Annotated in this window: 21 protein-coding genes and 1 pseudogene; 8 read left to right on the plus strand and 14 right to left on the minus strand. The window is 51.0% G+C overall.

Annotated elements, in window-relative coordinates:
• Window positions 1-27: 27 nt before the first annotated feature.
• The 6 genes from metG to SBI19_RS05180 form a co-directional block, all read right to left on the minus strand.
• Entirely contained in the window at window positions 28-2,007 is a 1,980-nt protein-coding gene (metG, locus tag SBI19_RS05155; RefSeq protein WP_317965629.1) for a methionine--tRNA ligase, read from the minus strand.
• Between the two features lie 435 nt (window positions 2,008-2,442).
• A complete protein-coding gene (gene yidD / locus SBI19_RS05160) occupies window positions 2,443-2,697 on the minus strand; it encodes a membrane protein insertion efficiency factor YidD (protein WP_317965862.1) in 255 nt (84 codons plus the stop codon).
• Window positions 2,698-2,752: 55 nt separating this feature from the next.
• Window positions 2,753-3,187, minus strand: coding sequence for a Fur family transcriptional regulator (locus SBI19_RS05165; RefSeq protein WP_317965864.1), 435 nt, complete (start codon window positions 3,185-3,187; stop codon window positions 2,753-2,755).
• Between the two features lie 189 nt (window positions 3,188-3,376).
• On the minus strand, window positions 3,377-5,347 hold the full coding sequence (locus tag SBI19_RS05170; protein ID WP_317965631.1) for a stalk domain-containing protein: 1,971 nt from the start codon (window positions 5,345-5,347) through the stop codon (window positions 3,377-3,379).
• A gap of 635 nt (window positions 5,348-5,982) precedes the next feature.
• Window positions 5,983-6,183 carry a hypothetical protein gene (locus tag SBI19_RS05175; RefSeq protein WP_317965633.1) on the minus strand — a complete coding sequence of 67 codons (201 nt, stop codon included), beginning with the start codon at window positions 6,181-6,183 and terminating at the stop codon, window positions 5,983-5,985.
• An 86-nt stretch (window positions 6,184-6,269) separates the two neighbouring features.
• Window positions 6,270-6,689 (minus strand): Hsp20/alpha crystallin family protein, encoded by a 420-nt coding sequence (locus SBI19_RS05180; protein WP_317965635.1) that lies wholly within the window; start codon window positions 6,687-6,689, stop codon window positions 6,270-6,272.
• Window positions 6,690-6,899: 210 nt separating this feature from the next.
• Here SBI19_RS05180 and SBI19_RS05185 point away from each other — a divergent pair, with 210 nt between their 5' ends.
• The 5 genes from SBI19_RS05185 to SBI19_RS29555 all read left to right on the plus strand — a co-directional run bounded on the left by SBI19_RS05185 (window position 6,900) and on the right by SBI19_RS29555 (window position 8,906).
• Window positions 6,900-7,139, plus strand: coding sequence for a spore germination protein (locus SBI19_RS05185; protein WP_317965637.1), 240 nt, complete (start codon window positions 6,900-6,902; stop codon window positions 7,137-7,139).
• The gene (locus tag SBI19_RS05190) at window positions 7,136-7,348 is read left to right on the plus strand and encodes a spore germination protein GerPB (RefSeq protein WP_317965639.1); all 213 of its coding nucleotides are present in this window, start codon (window positions 7,136-7,138) and stop codon (window positions 7,346-7,348) included. The genes SBI19_RS05185 and SBI19_RS05190 overlap by 4 nt, the downstream gene beginning before the upstream one ends.
• 21 nt (window positions 7,349-7,369) lie before the next feature.
• Window positions 7,370-8,182, plus strand: a complete 813-nt coding sequence (gene gerPC / locus SBI19_RS05195) for a spore germination protein GerPC (RefSeq protein WP_317965641.1) — start codon at window positions 7,370-7,372, stop codon at window positions 8,180-8,182.
• Window positions 8,179-8,430 (plus strand): hypothetical protein, encoded by a 252-nt coding sequence (locus tag SBI19_RS05200; RefSeq protein ID WP_317965880.1) that lies wholly within the window; start codon window positions 8,179-8,181, stop codon window positions 8,428-8,430. The genes gerPC and SBI19_RS05200 overlap by 4 nt, the downstream gene beginning before the upstream one ends.
• A gap of 134 nt (window positions 8,431-8,564) precedes the next feature.
• Complete coding sequence (locus SBI19_RS29555) at window positions 8,565-8,906, plus strand: spore germination protein GerPE (RefSeq protein WP_350340446.1); 342 nt, start codon at window positions 8,565-8,567, stop codon at window positions 8,904-8,906.
• Here SBI19_RS29555 and SBI19_RS05205 read toward each other — a convergent pair.
• Window positions 8,844-9,038 carry a hypothetical protein gene (locus tag SBI19_RS05205; protein WP_317965643.1) on the minus strand — a complete coding sequence of 65 codons (195 nt, stop codon included), beginning with the start codon at window positions 9,036-9,038 and terminating at the stop codon, window positions 8,844-8,846. The genes SBI19_RS29555 and SBI19_RS05205 overlap by 63 nt on opposite strands.
• Before the next feature lie 246 nt (window positions 9,039-9,284).
• Between SBI19_RS05205 and SBI19_RS05210 the strand changes: the two genes are divergently transcribed.
• Window positions 9,285-9,425 carry a sporulation protein YjcZ gene (locus SBI19_RS05210; protein ID WP_317965645.1) on the plus strand — a complete coding sequence of 47 codons (141 nt, stop codon included), beginning with the start codon at window positions 9,285-9,287 and terminating at the stop codon, window positions 9,423-9,425.
• A 129-nt stretch (window positions 9,426-9,554) separates the two neighbouring features.
• Here SBI19_RS05210 and SBI19_RS05215 read toward each other — a convergent pair whose 3' ends face one another.
• The 7 genes from SBI19_RS05215 to glgB form a co-directional block, all read right to left on the minus strand.
• Window positions 9,555-9,983: an RbsD/FucU family protein gene (locus SBI19_RS05215; RefSeq protein WP_317965647.1), complete on the minus strand. Its 429-nt coding sequence runs from the start codon at window positions 9,981-9,983 to the stop codon at window positions 9,555-9,557.
• 47 nt (window positions 9,984-10,030) lie between these two features.
• A complete protein-coding gene (locus SBI19_RS05220) occupies window positions 10,031-10,531 on the minus strand; it encodes a GNAT family N-acetyltransferase (RefSeq protein ID WP_317965649.1) in 501 nt (166 codons plus the stop codon).
• 208 nt (window positions 10,532-10,739) lie between these two features.
• On the minus strand, window positions 10,740-12,707 hold the full coding sequence (locus SBI19_RS05225) for a glycoside hydrolase family 15 protein (RefSeq protein WP_317965651.1): 1,968 nt from the start codon (window positions 12,705-12,707) through the stop codon (window positions 10,740-10,742).
• The gene (glgA, locus tag SBI19_RS05230) at window positions 12,689-14,152 is read right to left on the minus strand and encodes a glycogen synthase GlgA (RefSeq protein WP_317965653.1); all 1,464 of its coding nucleotides are present in this window, start codon (window positions 14,150-14,152) and stop codon (window positions 12,689-12,691) included. Before glgA ends, SBI19_RS05225 begins: the two co-directional genes overlap by 19 nt.
• Window positions 14,153-14,342: 190 nt before the next feature.
• On the minus strand, window positions 14,343-15,458 hold the full coding sequence (glgD, locus tag SBI19_RS05235; protein ID WP_317965866.1) for a glucose-1-phosphate adenylyltransferase subunit GlgD: 1,116 nt from the start codon (window positions 15,456-15,458) through the stop codon (window positions 14,343-14,345).
• Window positions 15,458-16,624, minus strand: coding sequence for a glucose-1-phosphate adenylyltransferase (locus tag SBI19_RS05240; RefSeq protein ID WP_317965655.1), 1,167 nt, complete (start codon window positions 16,622-16,624; stop codon window positions 15,458-15,460). The genes glgD and SBI19_RS05240 overlap by 1 nt, the downstream gene beginning before the upstream one ends.
• Before the next feature lie 11 nt (window positions 16,625-16,635).
• Window positions 16,636-18,549 carry a 1,4-alpha-glucan branching protein GlgB gene (gene glgB, locus SBI19_RS05245; RefSeq protein ID WP_317965657.1) on the minus strand — a complete coding sequence of 638 codons (1,914 nt, stop codon included), beginning with the start codon at window positions 18,547-18,549 and terminating at the stop codon, window positions 16,636-16,638.
• Window positions 18,550-19,091: 542 nt separating this feature from the next.
• On the opposite strand from glgB, the pseudogene SBI19_RS29560 reads away from it, so the two are divergent.
• Together SBI19_RS29560 and SBI19_RS05250 are read left to right on the plus strand one after the other, a co-directional pair.
• Window positions 19,092-19,235: pseudogene (locus SBI19_RS29560) on the plus strand (PAS domain-containing protein); the annotation flags it as partial.
• 99 nt (window positions 19,236-19,334) lie between these two features.
• Entirely contained in the window at window positions 19,335-19,976 is a 642-nt protein-coding gene (locus SBI19_RS05250; RefSeq protein WP_348538009.1) for a helix-turn-helix domain-containing protein, read from the plus strand.
• Window positions 19,977-20,027: the final 51 nt, after the last annotated feature.

Here is a 20,027-nt window from a genome sequence, read left to right on the forward strand (position 1 = left end):
TCGAGGCTGCCTGTGTTTCACAGACCGCTACTTCACTTTCGCACCGTTCGGCATGCTGTCCGGCACGGTTGCCAGCGTCAGCTGGTCGCCTTCGGATGCTGCCAGAATCATGCCCTGCGACAGCTCGCCGCGCAGCTTGACCGGCTTCAGGTTCGTCACGCAGATCACTTTACGTCCAACCAATTGCTCAGGCGTATAGAACTTCGCAATGCCCGATACGACTTGGCGCTGCTCGAAGCCAAGGTCCAGCTGCAGCTTCAGCAGCTTATCCGCCTTCGGAACCGGCTCTGCAGCAATTACTTGCGCAACCCGCAGTTCAACCTTCGCGAAGTCTTCGATACCGATCTCTTCGGCCATCTCTGGCTTCTCCGTTACGCTGCCTTCAGCTGGTGCCGCCGATTGTGCAGCGGGCTCTGCCGGAGCGGTTCCACCGCTCATCGACGAGATGATGAAAGCAATCTCTTCCGTTGCATCGAGACGCGGGAAGATCGGTTCGCCTTTGCCGACGCGCGTACCGCCAGGCAGCGTGCCGAACTGTTTAGCGCTCTCCCATGCCGTGAGCTCGCCCGGCTCGATGCCGAGCTGCGTCCACATCGACTGCGGCGTAGTCGTCAGGAACGGCTGCAGAACGATCGATACAATACGGAGCGACTCAGCCAGATGATACATCGATGAAGCAAGCTCAGCGCGCTTCGCTTCATCCTTCGCGAGCACCCACGGCTGGGTCTCGTCGATATATTTGTTCGTGCGGCTGACGAGCTGCCAGAGCGCTGTCAGCGCAACGGAGAACTCCATTTTCTCCATAGCGGCTTCCAATGTCGCAATGGATTCGGCAGCTTGTTCGCGAAGCGGCGAATCGAATGCTGTAACATCGCCTGCGTATGCAGGGACAACGCCGTCGAAATATTTGCCGATCATCGCGACTGTACGGTTCAGCAGGTTGCCGAGGTCATTCGCCAGATCGAAGTTCGTCCGTTCAACGAAGCTCTCCGGCGTGAACGTGCCGTCCGAACCGAATGGCACTTCGCGAAGCAGGAAGTAGCGCAACACGTCGAGGCCGTAACGGTCGATCAGTTTAACAGGGTCAATAACCGTGCCTTTCGACTTCGACATTTTGCCTTCCTTCGTCAGCCACCAGCCGTGAGCGAACACTTTCTTCGGCAGCGGCAGATCAAGCGCCATCAACATAATCGGCCAGTAGATCGTATGGAAACGAACAATCTCTTTGCCGACCAGATGAACGTCCGCTGGCCAGAACTTGCGATACAATTCATCGTCTGGCGTATCGTAGCCCAGTGCCGTGATGTAGTTCGACAATGCATCGATCCATACATACACGACGTGCTTAGGGTCATTCGGTACTTTAATCCCCCAGTCGAACGTCGTACGGGACACTGCGAGATCTTCCAAACCTGGCTTAATGAAGTTGTTGATCATTTCATTCTTGCGCGATTCCGGCTGAATGAATTCAGGGTTGTCGTTGTAGAATTGCAGCAAACGATCTGCATATTTGCTCATGCGGAAGAAGTAGCTCTCTTCCTTCACCAGCTCAACTGGACGTCCGCAGTCCGGGCAGTTGCCGTCAACGAGCTGACGCTCCAGGAAGAACGATTCACAAGGCGTACAATACCAACCTTCATAAGCGCCTTTGTAAATGTCATCTTGCTCGACCAGCTTAGCGAAAATCCGTTCAACGACGCGCTTGTGTCGGTCTTCTGTCGTACGGATGAAGTCGTCATTCGAAATATCAAGCTTCTTCCACAGCTCCTTGATGCCGACAACGATGTCGTCGACGAACTGCTGAGGCGTCTTGCCCTTTTCCTGCGCCTTGCGCTCAATCTTCTGACCGTGCTCATCGGTACCGGTCAAATAACGAACCTCGTAGCCGCGAAGACGCTTATAACGCGCCATAGCATCGCCTGCAACCGTCGTATACGCATGTCCGATATGCAGCTTATCGCTCGGATAATAGATTGGCGTAGTAATGTAGAATGTCTTATTACTCATCTGATTTAAGCTCCTTCATCAACAATTTGTTTATGGACGACAAAAAACCCCCGTCCAACATGGGACGAGAGTCCTCACTCGCGCGGTACCACCCAATTTCCTTCCCATGACCACGAAGCGCTATGGCCTCTGCTTTTGTCGTTGGAAAGCTTCATTCGCCGTCCGTGCTGACGGCACATTCCTTAACGCGGAACGACACGCCGCATCTTGCCGCGCAGCATTCTTCAAGTGCATCTCGCACTCCATGCTTCGCATTGCTCGATAGCGGTGCCTCCCGGACCATCTTCCACAACGCGCCTCATACCGGTTCCCAGCTCCCCCGGCTCTCTGCAATGACCGCTTGCGTGTACTTATCCGTTCATCGGACTCTTCTATTAGAGTTTGAACTTGCATTATAACGTATATCCAAAATATATCGAACCGCGCTATGCGATGTCAAGGACTCCCGCCCTGCTCCATTCGCTTCACCTTCGGTTTAGGCTCAGGCACCGGATCATAACCGCCGGGATGGAACGGATGACAGCGGCATATCCGCTTGACCGCAAGCCACGAACCACGCGCTGCGCCATGCTGTTCTAGTGCAGTCAAAGCGTATTGCGAGCATGTCGGATAGTAGCGGCAAGTCGGCGGCTTAAGCGGCGATATAACGCGGCGATAAAAATGGACCGGCAGCTGCAGCACTTTATTCATCATGACGGCGATCCCTCCTATCCTGCGAAACCTGCGGAACCGATACCTTCATTTCTTATTCCGAAGGCCGTTCTGCTTCATCCTGTCGACAGTCTTTGCAGTAACCGAACACTTCAAACTTATGCTTCACGACCTGGAAGTTATCCGGTACATCCGTCGCATCCATCGGGCAATGCTTAATCGGATACGTCTTGCTGCACTGCAGACAGATCAGATGGTGATGATGGTCGTGTTCGCGACAATGCAGCTTGAAACGCACGCCTTCCTCGAACATAACCTGCTCGAGTACACCGAGCTCCTCCATAATGCGAAGGTTCCGATATACGGTATCAAAGCTAAGCCCTGAATAAATGCGTCCCATATATTCATATACATCCTTAGGCGTCCTATAGCCAGGTGAATCGGCGAACAGCCCTGCCAGCGTCTTGCGCTGATCGGTTATGCGCAATCCTTGCGCAGCCATTCTCCGAACGATCTCTTCGGTCGTCATCGTCAGCAAAGCAAACCCTCCGAATCAAGGTGAGACTGGTTTTCAAGTAATCTTCTACTGTTCATAATGCCGTAAAATAGAGACAGCGTCAATGTAATGCCCTCTCGCGCTTGTTGAATTGCTAATGAAAAAGCTGCAGCCGGCGTACGTTATCGTACACCTCTGCAGCTTTCATTCTATAAATTCATGTTACCACTTAAGTGCCGGCAGTGGCGTAAACAACATCTGGAGCGGAAGATTGCCGCCAGGTGCAATCATAAATTGAATTTCAACCGTTTCTTCCGTCAGACCTGTGCGGTACAATACGCCCGCCTCGCTCGAGCCTGTGATCGTCGGCGTGGAAGTTGGAAGCGTGACGAGCTTGCCATTCACGAGGAAGGCACCCATATAGTAGCCGCCGCGCGGGTTTAGCGTAATGAGCGTACGCGGTGCGACATGCGCCAGCTTCATTTTGTACAACACACCGTAGTTGCCCCTATTGACCTCTAAGTTGCCCGTTAGGCCATCATAACCGGTCAAGTAAGGATCGAGCTTGCCGTCGCCGATCGTAATCCGCTGCGGCGAATTGCCAAGCGTTTCATTGATCTCGATCGAACGGTTCGTACCGTCAAACGAGCCGCGAACGTGAGTATCTCGCTCCAAGTAAGTCAAATTCGGAAGCTCCGTCACAGGGTTCTTGCCTTCCTTCACAGCAACAATATGGAATTCCAGCCTTTGGTCGGTTACGAGGTCGGCGAATGCCGACAGCACTTCACCTTGTTTAAGCGCACGCTGCGAGATGAGCGGCAGCACTTCCTTCGTCTCACCAGGCTTGACTGTCTGCCAAGTCGTTGCAGGGTTGGATGCGAGCGCCGTCAGATAGCGGGCCGTCGACATTTTGCCTGTAGCCGATACCTGCACATTCGGTCCTCCCATGCCCGTAGCGCCAATACCTACGTTAGCCGTTACATTGCCATAGTTCGTTGCAAGCAAATAGATCTTTACCGGTTCGCCTGTACTGTTCATATTGTGGAACATGAAGCGAATTTCACCCAGAAGCTGATCCTCATAGGAAATCCCTTCGCGCGTCAACGTCTCCGGGCTATTGCTGCGCACCATCTGGGCCGGCTCTGCAACCGGTGTGAAAGGCACAACTGCAGCATTCAGCACGGATGAAGCATTAATAGGGAATTTCTCGCCTACCGGCGTGAACAAGCTGTCGTAATCTTCTCGCGTATACAACACTTCCGTCGATACCGTTATATTCTTCGTCACTTGCGAGGTCAGTCCATGACGGTCCGTAACCTCCAGCGTTACCGGATATTCGCCAGCCGCAAAGAATACTTTCTCATTGCCCGACCATTTGGCAGAAACGATCGAATTCTCATCGTCCGTGCTCCAGTCGGTGTACAAGACGTTCTCGCCGATTCGGTAGACCGTCTTATCCGTAGTGAAGTCTGCAACTGGCGCTTGGTTCGGAGGCTTGACCTCGATCGTTACCGAATAGGGGTCACTCCAAATTCCATTGCCGTCTTGTATTTGACGCGTAATCGTGTACATGCCCGCTTCTGGGAAAATGTCTTGACGACCGTCCCATACCTCGTTCAACAATCCTGTTCCGCTAGGTATAACGGACTTGTCCGTATACTGCACAACCGTCTGCTGCGCATAAATCTCCGTTGGCGTTACTTCGAACGCCGCTGTCGGCGCTTTCGGCGCAGTCGACCAGGAGAGCGTCATTGTCGTCCCAACAAGCGTAAGCTGCGCACCTGTAAGGATCGACCATGATTTGACCGGAATCATGAACGAGCCCTTCTGGTTAATCGCCGGACCAGTCAACGCTGTTGCGACACCGTCCTTCGTCACCGTAGCCGAATTCGGCTTGAAGCGAAGCTCTACCCCGTCGGCAGACTTAGCAATCGACTCCTTCGTCGGTGCATTGTATGTGACCTTGTAGCCAAATTCTACAGCAATCGCCTTAAGCGGAATGTAGGATACTCCGTTAATGAACGTTAGCGGCTGCGCCGCAGTTGTCTTGACGCCATTGTGTACGATTGTTGTGCTGTTCTTCACCATGGTGAGCGTATCCGTAACCGGATCTGCCGCATAAAGGGAAGGTACATCTACTGCCATTTGCAACCATAACAACGATAAGAGCAACAACCATTTGATCTTTTTCAACACAACGACTCCTTTATCTCTACTTCATCCTATCCGTCCTCTTGGACGTTACCGAGCAGACAAAGGTTGCGTTAAATTAATAGTTTGCCACAATTTAGACACAATCATTAAACAGTTTCTTAATAATTACATTTACCCATTGACTTTCATGTTGATGATGAAACTAAGTGCCATAGCAGCAAATAAGACGATGCTTACGATGCCTAAAGTTCTACGAATTCGGATAGACTTACCCAATCGAACAGCACCTACTTCCATTCTTCTGCCTTCCGTTACAGAGCGATGAGCGAACAGAAAAGCAACGATGCTAGTGACAAATAAGATATTCGTAAAAAACCATATCCCCGTCCACATATGTATGACCTTCCTCCTAATAAATGCGCTGTAAGAAAACCTCTATTGCAGCCTTTCGAAGATGAGCGACCGCGTTTAGAGGTGGGTTTTATCGCCAATAAGAACTTGTTTTTTCGAGTGACTCGAAAGCTTATACATTCTTATGTGGTAAAAAAAGAGAAAACCTCTATCGAAGCCTCTCGGTGATGAGCGGCTTCGCGTAGAGGCGGTAAACCATCAGCCAGCAGGAGCCAGTCATTCGCAGGCATCCTGACAGCGGATTCATTCGTTCGGTTCGCCCGTCAGACGAACCAGGTGTTGAGAATAACGCCGAACACGGCTGCACTTACGACTGCGCCTGCGAACGAGAACCAGCCCGAGCGGTAGCGCAATTGAAACATCTTGAGAATGCCCAAGCTCAACAAAGAAAAGATGAGCATAATGAAGACCGCTCCGATTACGAATAATGCAGGTGACACGCTGCTGACGTCGACTAGAGTCATTGACAATCCTCCATCATCACTATATCTCGCTACATTATAGCGGAACGGCCGAACCGTTTCCAGTGGCGCTGGTGAAGAATTGATGACTAATATCGAATCGGCGTTTCATAGTAGCGGCGGTCGACTGGTTTTTTGCGCAGCTTGATTTGCAGAACGCCATCTTGGCATAGAGCTTTGCATACGCGAGGATTAACTTGTTTGGGAAGGTCGATCGTTTCTCGCTGCTGCTGCGGCAGACCCTCGATACGAATGCGATCCTCTCGAACGAACAGGCGCAGGTCAGACGGACGCACGCCGCGAGGAAGATTCCATTTGATAACGATAAAATGATGCGTTTCGAACGTTTCCGCATTACTATGGCCGGGCATCGCGGGCTTCTCCGGCATCGCATTCGCCATCATTGATTTCACATAGCGCTCGACCCAACCGGTATCCTTCAGCGCATCAAACCCGCGAGGAAGCTGCTGCTTCTGCATCCACTGCTCCATCTCATCCCACTTCACCATGAGCGATCCCCTCCTGCCCCCGGCCGATGATTCTTCTGTACCCTATATTATTATGCGAGAATGGGCACATGCGGAACCAATGGGCGAATGCCGCATACGATAACTTATATTGCGTGTTCAAAAAGTTCGGTTTTCAGCTTTCGCGATCAAAAGCGGGCTTTTTGAACAACTTCTTATATGGAATCGCTAGACAAGGAGGTGGAATGCCGTATGCCAGCAGTCGTAGGCTTCGTCAATATTACGAGTATCGGCTCCAGCGGAATCGTCCAATTCGGTGATGCCGTGCAAGTATCGCCGTCCAGCGCATCCAAGACATATGCAGGTGCCGGATCATTCTTAACAGGCAGCCTGGCGAACTCGAACAATGCATTAAGCGCAACCAATACGATCGACCCTGACGTGCAGGATAATACGCAGAATAACGTCGCCAGCGGAGTTAATGCGGTATGAGCAATTGGACGATTTATCAACAAATTACGATTCAGCAGCTTCGCGTGCAGAGCGTATCCAATAGCTCCGTTCTTCAGGTAGGCAGCGCCGGATCGATCCGATCGCTGTCTCAATTGTACAATTCCGGCGGTTTCTCCGGTCCCGCCCCACAGCTCGGCGAAGAATCCGAGAATCCGCTCTCTTTCGTTCCTCTGCCGAATCCCAATTAATGTGATGCGAGGTGCATGGGCATGGCTGTTACGAACAACAACGATATTCCTTACGGCCAGCCCGCCGCTTCTGCGGCGGAGCGGTCGGCATCTACTGGCTGGCCAGGTTGGCCAGCGTGGATTTCGCGGGTTGAACAGACGCTGCGCCATCAACACGAGCAGATCGCGATGCTTCAGAAGCGGATCGATATGCTGATGGCCCAAGTGCAAGCTGCAGAAGCAAAGCCGACGTATCATATCGATAAAATCGAGTATCAGTTCGATCAATTGAAAATAGAGAAATTGGACGGGACGCTCAACATCGGAATCCAACCTTCGGGCGATGGCAGCGAGAGCGATATTGACCAGTTCATCGTGCAGCAGGCGAAGAAAGGCGCTGCCGGACCGAACGGAGTTACAGGCGCTGGTGGGAATGGCAACGGTGAAAGCGGCGCTCCAGGAGCATTGAACAGTAAACCGAATGTGTTCCCTTCGGCTGGACCAGCCTCCATGCAGATGCCCCCGCCGTTCGGGGACGTCCAGACACGGGTGAACTCCTATTTGGACAATAACGCGCCTACAGCGTTAGTTTCATTCGAGCAGGAGCTTAACGTTCCGCTTGATCCGTATCATCGCCGCATCATTATCGAGGACATTCGTCGCCAGGCTCCTACTCGCATTCAATTCTATATGCAGCAAGCCGCTCAATCGGCAGACATTGCAGACGCAAATTCCGCGCAGCTCGAGGATCAAGTGACAGCCAAAACGATTCGTGATGTCGATATGGCGATGCGGCAGTACTTAACGAAGCTTTCAAGCGGCGGGGAAACAGCAGGAGGAGTGATTACGGTATGATTTTCTATGTGGTCAATCAAGGTCTTCAAGTCGGCTCTATCGAAGTGCTTGGCGTATCCAGTTCGTCGCTGCTGCAGGTCGGCGACAATGACACAGTCTCCCTATTCTCCATGTTTGACACACCGCCGGAATCCGTAGTCGTCGGTCAACTCGTATCGCTTCAGCTGCCTGAAAACGCGGATGAAGCGGAAGGCGAGCGGTTGCCGCCGAACGCTGGCGGGGGACCGGTCAACATATCGCTGCGCTGATGTTTCCACGAATAACGTTCACCATTCCCGGCGCCAACCTGCCGCCGCCGGTTTTCCTTGATTTGAATTACGATAATTCTCGCGTCTCGGATGTACAAGGCATACGTCTTCTCAACATATCCCAAGCTGGCGTGATGCAACTAGGAGACCGATCGGAATCGAACTCGACGCTGCGAGCAATCGCTCTCCAGCGCCAAGAAGATCATCCTTATGCTGGCGATGTATTTTTCGAATCGTATGTGATTTTCTCCAGACCCATTCCTGAGATCGTTGACGCAGATGATGATGACAGTATCGTACAAACGTATCGGCTCAACCAGAATCCATCTATTAGTGTCGGATGCATATCGATTACGAGCGCCGGGGCAGCATCTCAAATTGTGATCGGACGCGGGCAGACCCATCGATCAGAGTCAAGGATCAAGCACATCAGGCAATACGCCGGTCATCAGCCGCTCCCGCCGATATGCCCTTGATCCGCCCCGTCCTTCCGTTAAACTATTCTTCGGAGCAAGCTCCCCTGGCGCTTTGATCAATCCAAGCGTATTGCCAATGAACAGGATGAAACCGTGCAAAGCTTGCGTAGGAAATCGAGTGACAACAGCCATATACTCGATCACACCTCAATTCATAACGATCTCTTTATGAAGATATGAGGTCGTGAATACTTCGATGCGCCTTAGGAATATGTACCTGGAGGCATTGTGACCGACTCGTGATGCGGTTCTTCGGACTGTACACACGCCCAATTCGCATAAAAGCGGGATAAACGTCCATAACATTCCTCCGCATCCGACATACATTAGCATTGTGAGTTAAACCTTCACACAGAACCAATTAGGAGGTCATGAACTATGGGATATCCTGTTGCAGGCGCAGCTACTGGTCACGGTTACGGCGGCTTCGGCGGCGTAGGTACAATTTGCACTAGCATCGGCGTTATTCTCGTTCTCTATATCCTGCTCGTTATCGTACTTCGCGCTGGCTGGTTCTGATCCGAACGGATCTCTTTCCAATGCACCAAGGGCGTACGGCCGCATTCATGCGGTTGTACGCCCTTTTGGTTGTTATCCCTATTCCTTGCTCATTTGATAATCGTCTAGGTACATATCGGATGATGACGTTTAGAGAACGCAGCCTTTCTTCACGATAATGTTCGCGTATTGAGCCCGCTCGCTTGTCGCCACGATCGCATAGGCCTGCTTCGCCCGCTCATAGAAAGCAAACCGCTCCATCTCCTCGACCTCGACTTTCTTGCCCTCGTGCTTCTGCGTCAGCGCAGCGTACTGCTCCCAGATTACCGGTTCCACTGGATCACCAGGAACGACGCCCATCACAGCTGCCGGCTTCTCTACATATTGATCGAGCGGAAGAAGGCTGAGAACGGCGTCGAGCACTTCCGGCACGCCGTGTCCATCAAGACGCACGAGCCTCTGCGCGTGGCTTGCTGCAGGGAAATTGCCGTCCGCGATGACGAGCTCATCGCCATGCCCCATCTCCATCAATAATTTAAGTAAATCAGGCGACACAATCGGTGGTATAGACTTCAACATAAAGTGCGTTTCCCCCTGAATTATGAATTCTTTATGTAAGCAGACCGTTATACCTTCCTGCCCATAATGACAACATCCCGCTCCACGCCATCCATCTCGCATACACCTGGGAGCATTCCCCACTGTTCGAAGCCGAATTTGCCAAGAAGCCCTAGACTCGGCTTGTTATGCCCGAATACAAAGCCAAGCATTGTCTTTATCCCGAGCGCTTCACTGTTGCTAATGGCACGATCGAGCAAAACGCTGCCGACTCCAGCGCCTCTGCTCTGCTCCGCGATATAGATGCTGAACTCGACCGTCGCTTGATAAGCTGGACGTCCGTAGTACGTTTGAAAACTAATCCAGCCGACGATCGTCTCTCCGCTGCGCGCAACCCAGATCGGACGCTTTTCCCAGTCCCTGTTATGAAACCAAGGCATACGGCTTTCTACCGTAACCGGTTCCAGATCGGCTGTCACCATACGGCTTGCAACCGTTGAGTTATAAATCTCGACGATCGCAGGAAGGTCACTCTCTTCTGCTCGCGTGATGTTAATCTCGATTCCCACTGCTAATCGCCTCCTCGTAATGAATACAGCATGTACTACATTATTATCGCATAGTTATTTCGATTGCTCCACTAGGACAGGCACAGGTACGTGGTTATGCGAAACAAAAAAAAGAGCTAAACAGTTACATCGAACTGTTCAGCCCTTTATCCACTCCGTTCGCACCGAAGCACGTTGGCTCATCCTCCTGCATGATCGTATCTTGCGATCAGCTTTCCCGCTTCAATTCGCGGTACTTCTTCACATATTTCGTTACGCTCTGCACGAACGTCGCATGCGACCACGTGAGCGGCGCAACCGACAGCGGACTGCCGTCGTACGGATTAAGCTGCTCTGGCAGTACACCGCTTTCCATTGCGTGGTCCACTACCCACTGCAGCGTCCTCTTCGGCCCTTCCAAGTCGCTAAGCGACGTAGCAGATTCAATCTCGTAATTCGCAACCCATAGCGTACAGATGACCCAAGGATTGCCAGGCACTTTCTCGATATCGCCTGACTGTTGGAAATAGTAGTCATTCGTGTAACGCGCCACACCGCCGACGCCGGTTCGGACACTCAACCCATCCTTGATAGCGCCCATCGTACGAACGACACGTTCATCGTCAACAGGCAGAACACCGAATTCCCAGATCGCGAACAAGCTGCTCTCCAGCGTCATATCTTTAATCCAGCGATTGTCTTTCTGGACCAGCCCACGTGCGAAGCGGCCAGTATCTTCATCCCAAAGATGAGTAAGGATACCATGCTTCACGGCCTGTGCCGTATTGCGATAATGATCGCTTCGCTCGTAGTCCCCGAACAATTCTGTGAAGAAAGCAGCCGACATCAATCCGCCGTATACCGATGCCGCCGTATACGTCCAGATGCCATAACGCTCTTCCCACAGATCATAGCTCGGTTTAGGAAGCGATAGCGAATGCTCCATATACTGCGTCAAGAAATGAGCCGCTTTCCGAATCAGATTCGAGTACAGCGATTGCGGGAGCTCAATGACCTGATGACGATTGTAATCCTGCCATAACGCAAACAGGACGAGTGCGGTCTCGTCTTCTTGAATGGGCAGTCTTCGGCTACCTTGCACGATGTACGGATGCCAGCTCGAGCCTACAGTACCGTCTGGATTATATTTGTGATACAAGTACCCTTCCGGTGCTAACGCTTGCGCACAGAAATGAAAAAAGGGTGCGATGACGCTGTGAAAGCCCGCCCCCGACATCGATTCTGCGATTAAAGCGCCGTCCCTTGGCCACATATAGCTGTAATGATCTCGATTGTATTGCAAAATATCGGTGTCATTCGCGGCGACAATAGCTCCACGCTCATCGGTCTGGGTTCGAACGATCAGCAAGCTCTGCTTGAATGTCTTGACGACTGGCGCAGGCAGATCGCCCATATCCTTCTCCGCCCGGCGCAGCCAATGCTTCCAGTAGATGACGATCCGGCTCAGCAGCTTCTCCGGGTGGTTGTCTTGCACATATTGGTTAAGCTCTTTGACCTCTTCCAAACTCTTGCCGATCGACATCCAGTAGTAGATCGTTTTCTCTCCGCTCGGCGGTACAATCGTTCGAAAACTGATCGTGCTGTCTACCGATCCTTGCGCAATCGTGTTGCCCATCAAGACGCCATCCTCCGCATCGCGCCAAGTTCCTTCGGCCGAATGGAACCGTTTGATACCGGTGGAATACTGCATGATGCCGCCTTCATCTGAGAATCCATTGAACATGAAGTAGGAAGAACGTTTGTAGTGGAACAGCGTATGATTTTCCGGAAAATAAGCCGCCGTATCCCCAACCTCCGAGCCGTCGATCATCAAATCCTGATGAAAGAATAGTCGGAATTCACGTGGTTCGCCCGCAAGATTGCGGACGACCACGCGTTTAATATAAATGCATTCTCGCTGATGAATGCCATCGTTCAAGTGCAGCTGAACGCCGAGCGACTCATTCGTCGCTCGAACATTCGTCACCAGCGTGCCTTCAATGTAATCAAGCTCGAACTTCCAGCTCGGATCGTCGAGCCATGCGAACCGTCCAGCAACCCAAATGCCGAATCGGCAGGTCTGTCCGCCGACGTGATTGAGCTGTCCGACGTATGGATAATAAATATCGCGGATGAAGCAGTGATTATCAAGATTGAGAAGCATCTTGCCGTTACCAATTACGAGATGACGGGCCATCTATCTGTCTCCTTTCGAAGAGGCAGCAGTTCACTATAGAGGGACATGTACGACCTGGCAGAACGGCTCCAGCTATAGTCTTCTTTGGCACCATTGGCGACAATCGTCTTCCAATCTTCTTCATTCCGGTAAAATTCAAGCGCTCTGCGAACCGTATGAAGCATATCATGTGCATTATAACTAGCGAAGGTGAAGCCGTTACCTGTTCCAGTATATTCGTTGTACGATTGTACCGTGTCTCTGAGTCCACCGGTCTCCCGAACGATCGGCACCGTCCGATATCGGAGCGCGATCAGCTGGCTCAAGCCGCAAGGCTCAAACCAGGAAGGCATCAAGAACATATCTGAGCCTGCGTAAATCCGGCGCGCCAGCCCTTCATCATAGCCAAGCATCAGTGCAATTTGCTCCGGACGCCACTTCGCAGCGCCTCGCAGCATTTCCTCATAACGGTAATCGCCTGCCCCAAGAATAACCAGCTGAATGCCTTCATCGAGCAAATCACCAAGCACGCGGTCGATCAGATCAATGCCCTTCTGTTCCACAAGACGAGTCACGATGCCGACAACGGGGACCGACTCCGATACCGGCAGGCCAAGCTCTCGCTGCAGCGCGGTTTTGTTTTTGCGCTTGCGGCTGATTGATCCTCGGTAAGGGGTGTCGAGCGCTGGATCGTTCATCGGGTCGTAGCTGTCGGTGTCGATTCCGTTCAGGATACCCTGCAGCTCTGATGCACGCCAGCGGATAACCCCATCCAGATTCTCGCCCCAATACTCCGTCTGAATTTCTTGAGCATACGTCTCGCTCACGGTCGTCAGCCGATCCGCATATTGCAACCCTGCCTTCATGCAGTTCGCAGCGCCATGGAATTCCAAGCCGCTCGTCCAAAACCAGAAATCATCCATTCCGATAAGATCTTGAAACAGCTTCTGGCCGAAGACGCCTTGATATCTCAAATTGTGAATCGTAAATACCGTACGGACCGAGCGGCAAAGCGGATCGAACGCATAACGCGTCTTGAGCAGGAAAGGCAGCAGCGCTGTCTGCCAGTCATGACAATGGATAATATCAGGCACGAAATCCATATAAGGCAAGCATTCCGCGATTGCAAAATTGAAGAAGACGAACCGCTCCGGATCGTCTTCGTAGCCGTACAGTCCATCGCGTTTGAAATATTGCTCATTATCAATTAAATAAAAGGTGACGCCACCAACAACACCGCGGAGCAATCCGCAGTATTGATGGCGCCAGCTAAAGTTGAATGAGAAGGTATGGATCGTCTCGAAATGCTCCAAGAAAGACGCAGGAATGTCGGCATACTTGGGAAGCACGACTCGCACTTCCGCCCCCCGTTCGTTCAACGCTTTAGGCAGAGCCCCCGTCACATCTCCCAGTCCACCGGATTTGGCCAACGGCACAGCCTCCGAAGCGGCAAACAATACTTTCACGACGCTTTCACTCCTTACATCAGGATCTTTGAACGGAGTTCAAAGTCACTCCGCTTTACATCAGGATCTTTGAACGGAGTTCAAAGTCATTCCGCTGCTACATCAGGATCTTTGAGCTTTGCTCAAAGTATTCCGATTTTGAAATTTGCTTTCTACTTCGATAATGCCACTTGCAAGCCTATGGCTTTTATTAAATAATTTTACGTTTTCCAGCGACGAACGGCGAACCGGCAGCACCTCGAATGTCTCTGCCTTGCTCGATCATGACGTCCTTATCCAAGATCGCATAATCCAGCATGCTGTTCTCGCCTACTACCCCGTTCTGCATAATGATGCTGTTGCGGATAATTGCGCCTTTGCGCACATGCACACCGCGGAACAGTACACTGTTAATGACGGTGCCTTCAATGACGCAGCCATTCGCTACGACGGAACCAGACACCTTCGCCCCTTCCAGATAGCGGGCAGGAGGCTCATCCTTCACCTTCGTATAAATCGGTCCTGGACGGAAGAACAGATCCTTCCACACATCGGAACGAAGCAATTGCATATTGTTGTAATAGTAGCTCTCCAGCGTATTTACCAGCCCCAGATAACCATCGAACTGATAGCCATACACCTTCAATTGATCGAGCCGCGTCATAATCGCATGCCGTACCAGATGCTCCTGCCCTTGTGCCAGCGACGATTCCACCAGCTCAAGCAGCAATTCCCGGCCAATGACATAAATTTCGGACGACACGAGATCCGTATTCAAACGTCCATAATGGTCCTGCATCTCCAGGACTCGCCCAGTAACAGCATCCAACAATACCTTCCGGCTCTTGCCCGGCGCGCTGGACGACTGCCGCTTGCACACGACTGTAATGTCTGCCTGCTGCTTCTCATGGAACGCAACAACAGATTCCAGATCGACGTTGCAGATAACGTGGCTGCGGGCAAGGACAACATATTCATGATGGCTGCGCATCAAATAATCGCGGTTTTGAAACATATGATAAAGGTCACCGCGGCGCAAATCTTGGGCGTCATCAGAAGTCGGCGGCAGAATGAATAGTCCGCTCTGACGATTGTGAAGATCCCAATGCTTGCCGGAGCCCAGGTGATCCATTAAAGAGCGATACTTCGTATGTGCGAGCACGGCAACGCGGGAAATGCCGCTGTTCACCATGTTCGACAGGACGAAATCAATGAGTCGGTAACGGCCGCCGAAAGGCACCGTTGCCGGGCACCGGCTCGCTGTAAGACCTTCCAGCTCATCCGGCTCATGTACAAGATTGATAAGACCCATTACTTTATTTTTCATCACGATGGCTCGACCTCCAGCAGTGTTTTGTAGCTGTCAATAAACTCATCACTGCCAACAACCGTCACGCCGCCATGCTCAGGATGACCGATTGTAACACCATCCGCGATAACAGCGCCATCGCCGACGATCGTGCGATACAGCCGAACGCCACGGCCGATACGCGCATTCGGCATCACAACGGATTCACGGACGATACTGTCTATGGCCGTTTGTACACCGTAGAACAGTACCGATCGGTGTACATCGCCTTCAATTAAGCAGCCTTCGTTCACGATCGAGGAGACGATACGTGAGCTAGGCGCAATATATTGCGCTGGACGGTTCGGACTAACCGAATAAATCCGCCATTCTGGATCGGTCAGATCAAGCGCAGGATGATCGTCGAGCAGGTCCATATTCGCTTCCCACAAGCTCTCGATCGTACCGACGTCTTTCCAATAGCCTTTGAAAGGATAGACGAACATGTTCAGACCATCCTTCAGCATCGTCGGGAGGATGTCTTTGCCAAAGTCGTTCGAGGAATGGCGGTTCGCTTCATCGCGAATCAAGTAACGCTGCAGGACATGCCACGAGAAAATGTAGATCCCCATCGATGCCGTATTGCTCGTCGGCACCTTCGGCTTCTCTTCGAATGCCGTGATCCGATCCTCATCGTCGCAATGCATAATGCCGAAGCGGCTCGCTTCCTTCCAAGGAACTTCGATGCCGGCAATCGTCACTTCCGCTCCCGTCTTCTTGTGGTGATCAAGCATTTTCTCATAGTCCATCTTGTAGATGTGGTCGCCTGAAATGATAAGCACATATTCCGGGTCATAACGGTCGATAAAGCCCATATTCTGATAAATCGCATTCGCTGTGCCTTTGTACCAAACGCCGCCCTTCTGTTTCACATAAGGTGGCAGAATTGCCATACCGCCATCACGACGGTCCAGCCCCCAAGGGCTGCCAATGCCCAAATATCTGTTCAGGTCAAGCGGCTGATACTGCGTGAGAACGCCAACCGTGTCGATGCCTGAATGAGCGCAGTTGCTTAGCGTGAAATCGATAATTCGATATTTCCCGCCAAAGTAAACAGCCGGCTTCGCCAAATCTTTCGTCAATACTCCAAGTCTTTTGCCTTCTCCTCCGGCGAGTAACATCGCGACCATTTCTTTACGCCCCATAGCATCAACTCCTAAATGTATTCAATTATGTTGTTGCTTGTATAGTGAAGCATCAGACAGGAGAAGGGCTTTAGCGTAATCTCCACGCTATAACCGCGTCCATGATAAGGGATATCTTCGCTCGTAATTGGAGCAAATAGACCCTGCTGGGACACTTCCTCGCCGCTGTGCATCAACAGCTCGTAGCTGCCCGGCATCGGTACGCCGACCCGGTAATTGCCATAATCATTGCGTGAGAAATTACAGACGACAACGACGATTTCATCCGCATCCACGCCGCGACGTTCGAAGGAAATCACGCTTTGTTCTGAATTATGTACATCAATCCAGCGGAAGCCATCGTAATCCCGATCGCGCTCCCAGAGCGCTGGTGTCGTGCGGTATACGTGATGCAGCCGCTGCACGTACTTCTGCATATCAAGGTGAAGCGGATAATCAAGAAGCATCCAATCAAGCTGATCGAGATCTTTCCACTCGTCGAATTGACCCCAATCACTGCCCATGAACAGCAGCTTTTTTCCCGGATGTGTAATCCAATAACCGTATAGCAGTTTGAGTTGTGCGAATTTTTCTTCGTAGGAGCCTGACATTTTGTGCAGGAGTGATCGTTTGCCGTGTACCACTTCGTCATGCGAGAAGGGCAGCACGTAATTTTCGGAGAAAGCATAGAGAAGCGAGAACGTGATGAGATTGTGGTGATGCTTGCGGTCAGCTGGGTCGAGCTGCATGTAGCGCAGCATATCGTTCATCCAGCCCATGTTCCATTTGTAGTTGAATCCGAGCCCGCCGAGGTAGGTTGGTGATGTGACTGCTGGTTGTGCGGATGAATCTTCGGCAATCATGAGCGTCTCGGGATAGTATTGAAAAACAACTTCGTTCAATCTTCGTAAAAATCGGAGCGCATCGAGATCTTCTTTGCCTCCATACGGGTTAAGCGTACGCAGCTCCTCTGGTTTATCCATATGAAGATCAACCATATGAGCGACTGCATCAACCCTTAGCCCATCTATATGAAAATGATCGAGCCAGAATAATGCGTTAGCGATCAGAAATCCGACAATTTCGTTACGGCCGAAGTCGAAGGATAAGGTTCCCCACTGCGGCTTATCTGCTTTGCGCCAATTCGGCCCTTCGTATAGCGGCGATCCATCGAATTCCCGCAGACCATGATCATCGCGGCAGAAATGTCCTGGCACCCAGTCGAGAATAACGCCAAGCCCTTTCTGATGACATCGGTCAACAAACTGCATGAGCTGCTTTGGCGTTCCGTACCGTCTTGTCGCTGCATAGAAGCCGGTAATCTGATATCCCCACGATCGATCGAATGGATGCTCCGCAATCGGCATAAGCTCGATATGGGTATACCCCATTTCTACGGCATAATCGACGAGTTCAATGGATAATTCGCTGTACGTTAGGAATTGCTCCTTGCCATGAATCTTCCAGGAGCCGGCGTGAACTTCATAAATGAGGAGCGGTCGATCGAAGAGAACTTGCTTGCGGTCCATCCAGTCCGAGTCGCCCCATTCATACCCGTTCAAATCGGCTACAATCGAGGCTGTATGGGGTCTTAATTCGGAGCTGAACGCGTACGGGTCAGCTTTGAGCAGTTTCTGTCCACTTGCTGTCACGATCTCGTACTTGTACCGCTCGCCATCCTTTAATCCATGAACAAAGCATGCCCAGACGCCCGTGTCTCCGAGCGGTTCCAATACATCCTTCGTTCCGTCCCACTTATTGAAATCCCCCACTACGCTTACCGAAGCTGCGTTAGGGGCCCAGACAACGAATCGGACACCTGTCTTCCGCTTCCACTTTATTCGGTGAGCTCCAAAGGTTCGGTAACTTCGATAAAGCACGCCTTCGTTAAAAAGATATAGATCTTCCTGCGAGATCCCATATGGCAGGGTCAATACTGTCGTCAATGTGACACCTCCTGTTAATATTTTGTTAAGTATCGATCATGATCAGGGGGATCATCGTGGAGATAGCTCCATTATACAGGAATGTTGAAAATTTTAAACCCTATTTTCAAAAATGAGTCATGATATTTAACTCAAAAATAACTCAAAGTTCACATATATATGACACATATTTCACTCATCCTTTGCATAGCTTGTCGCTTTGCGCGAAAGATGTAGAAACTTTCCGAATCTATTCTTAACCCCCTTCACGAAAGGATTTCGCCCCCCCTTTTCATAGGCACATCTAATCTTAGCGGGAATTATTACCATGATAAAGCGCCGTATAAGCTCGCTAAAGAGTTTTCATCTTGGGTTCTGAAACAATAAGGTCCGAATACGTCGGGATTATATGGACGGATTTAAATTTTTAACGAAATATCCATTGTTAACGCTTCCTTACAGTAATTAGATATATCGGAGTATTGCCCTAGCAGTGGGGGACGCCTATACTTGTGTCGTAATGGAAAAAAGAATGAGAGGAATGGTAGTTTATCTTTCGGCAAATATTTCAGACGATCAAGCAGCCGCTTGCGATCGTTCGCCGCCTAGGCCGTTCCTTTATGATTACTGATGCGAATCCTGCCTTTGTTCAGCTTTGCGGTTACGAACGTGAGAAGCTGCCACACATTCCATTTCGACACCTGTTCCCTCGAATCGCAGATTTGAAGGGAGCCGTTCTACCCGAGGATTACACGGAGACTATCATTGAGACTGGAACACGAACACAGAAGCCAATCGTATTGGAAGTGCAGCCACTAGAGTCTGCGGCAGATGGATCGCCCTACTATCTGCTGACCGCTACGGATTTAAGTGCGGATCATTGGATCGAGCAGCAATCAAAGAGCGGAAAGTCGTTTTATGTCGGAATTTTAGACACGTATTATATAGTAAGAAAATTTCATGTGAATTTCATACCGGCTGTGGAACCTTCTGATGTAACGCTGCTGAATCACTCTATCTTCGACTTCCTTAACGCTGCAGAACACGAACAAATTCGAGCGCAGTTGAAGAAGATTGAATTCGACAAAGTTCAACGCGATGTGCTCATGCACACGCTTCGTTTCGACGACACAAGCGAACTGGCTTTGCGTGTGACCATATATCCGATTTATAACGGATTCGGAGAAATCGAACAATTCGCCTTCTCGATCTGGGAAATGCAAGAGTCTAGCTCCAGCGAGCAATCGGGAACGAAGCTCAAAATATGGATGGCCAAGCGAGATTTGTCCGCAAGTCAGCTGTCGCTATCAACGGGCATATCGCTGCAGACGATTTCAAAGCTTCGCAACGGCAAGATCAGCAAACCACAGCGACTGACAGCCGAACTCATCGCATCCGAACTGCGAGTCGATGTTCAAGAGATCTGGCCTGAGCTTGTGCGACGCTAAAGTGCCGAATTATTATATTCACTCCTTCAATTGTTATATGTATGCAATTGA

Origin of the sequence: Paenibacillus sp. CCS19 (genome assembly GCF_033239625.1) — a bacterium.
Lineage (GTDB): Bacteria > Bacillota > Bacilli > Paenibacillales > Paenibacillaceae > Paenibacillus_T.

Coding starts and splice junctions, on each gene's coding strand:
- metG (WP_317965629.1), bottom strand. CDS start 2,007: ATGAGTAATAAGACATTCTACATTACTACGCCAATCTATTATCCGAGC.
- yidD (WP_317965862.1), bottom strand. CDS start 2,697: ATGAATAAAGTGCTGCAGCTGCCGGTCCATTTTTATCGCCGCGTTATA.
- SBI19_RS05165 (WP_317965864.1), bottom strand. CDS start 3,187: ATGACGACCGAAGAGATCGTTCGGAGAATGGCTGCGCAAGGATTGCGC.
- SBI19_RS05175 (WP_317965633.1), bottom strand. CDS start 6,183: ATGACTCTAGTCGACGTCAGCAGCGTGTCACCTGCATTATTCGTAATC.
- SBI19_RS05180 (WP_317965635.1), bottom strand. CDS start 6,689: ATGGTGAAGTGGGATGAGATGGAGCAGTGGATGCAGAAGCAGCAGCTT.
- SBI19_RS05185 (WP_317965637.1), top strand. CDS start 6,900: ATGCCAGCAGTCGTAGGCTTCGTCAATATTACGAGTATCGGCTCCAGC.
- SBI19_RS05190 (WP_317965639.1), top strand. CDS start 7,136: ATGAGCAATTGGACGATTTATCAACAAATTACGATTCAGCAGCTTCGC.
- gerPC (WP_317965641.1), top strand. CDS start 7,370: ATGGCTGTTACGAACAACAACGATATTCCTTACGGCCAGCCCGCCGCT.
- SBI19_RS05200 (WP_317965880.1), top strand. CDS start 8,179: ATGATTTTCTATGTGGTCAATCAAGGTCTTCAAGTCGGCTCTATCGAA.
- SBI19_RS29555 (WP_350340446.1), top strand. CDS start 8,565: ATGCAACTAGGAGACCGATCGGAATCGAACTCGACGCTGCGAGCAATC.
- SBI19_RS05205 (WP_317965643.1), bottom strand. CDS start 9,038: ATGGCTGTTGTCACTCGATTTCCTACGCAAGCTTTGCACGGTTTCATC.
- SBI19_RS05210 (WP_317965645.1), top strand. CDS start 9,285: ATGGGATATCCTGTTGCAGGCGCAGCTACTGGTCACGGTTACGGCGGC.
- SBI19_RS05215 (WP_317965647.1), bottom strand. CDS start 9,983: ATGTTGAAGTCTATACCACCGATTGTGTCGCCTGATTTACTTAAATTA.
- SBI19_RS05225 (WP_317965651.1), bottom strand. CDS start 12,707: ATGGCCCGTCATCTCGTAATTGGTAACGGCAAGATGCTTCTCAATCTT.
- glgD (WP_317965866.1), bottom strand. CDS start 15,458: ATGAAAAATAAAGTAATGGGTCTTATCAATCTTGTACATGAGCCGGAT.
- SBI19_RS05240 (WP_317965655.1), bottom strand. CDS start 16,624: ATGGGGCGTAAAGAAATGGTCGCGATGTTACTCGCCGGAGGAGAAGGC.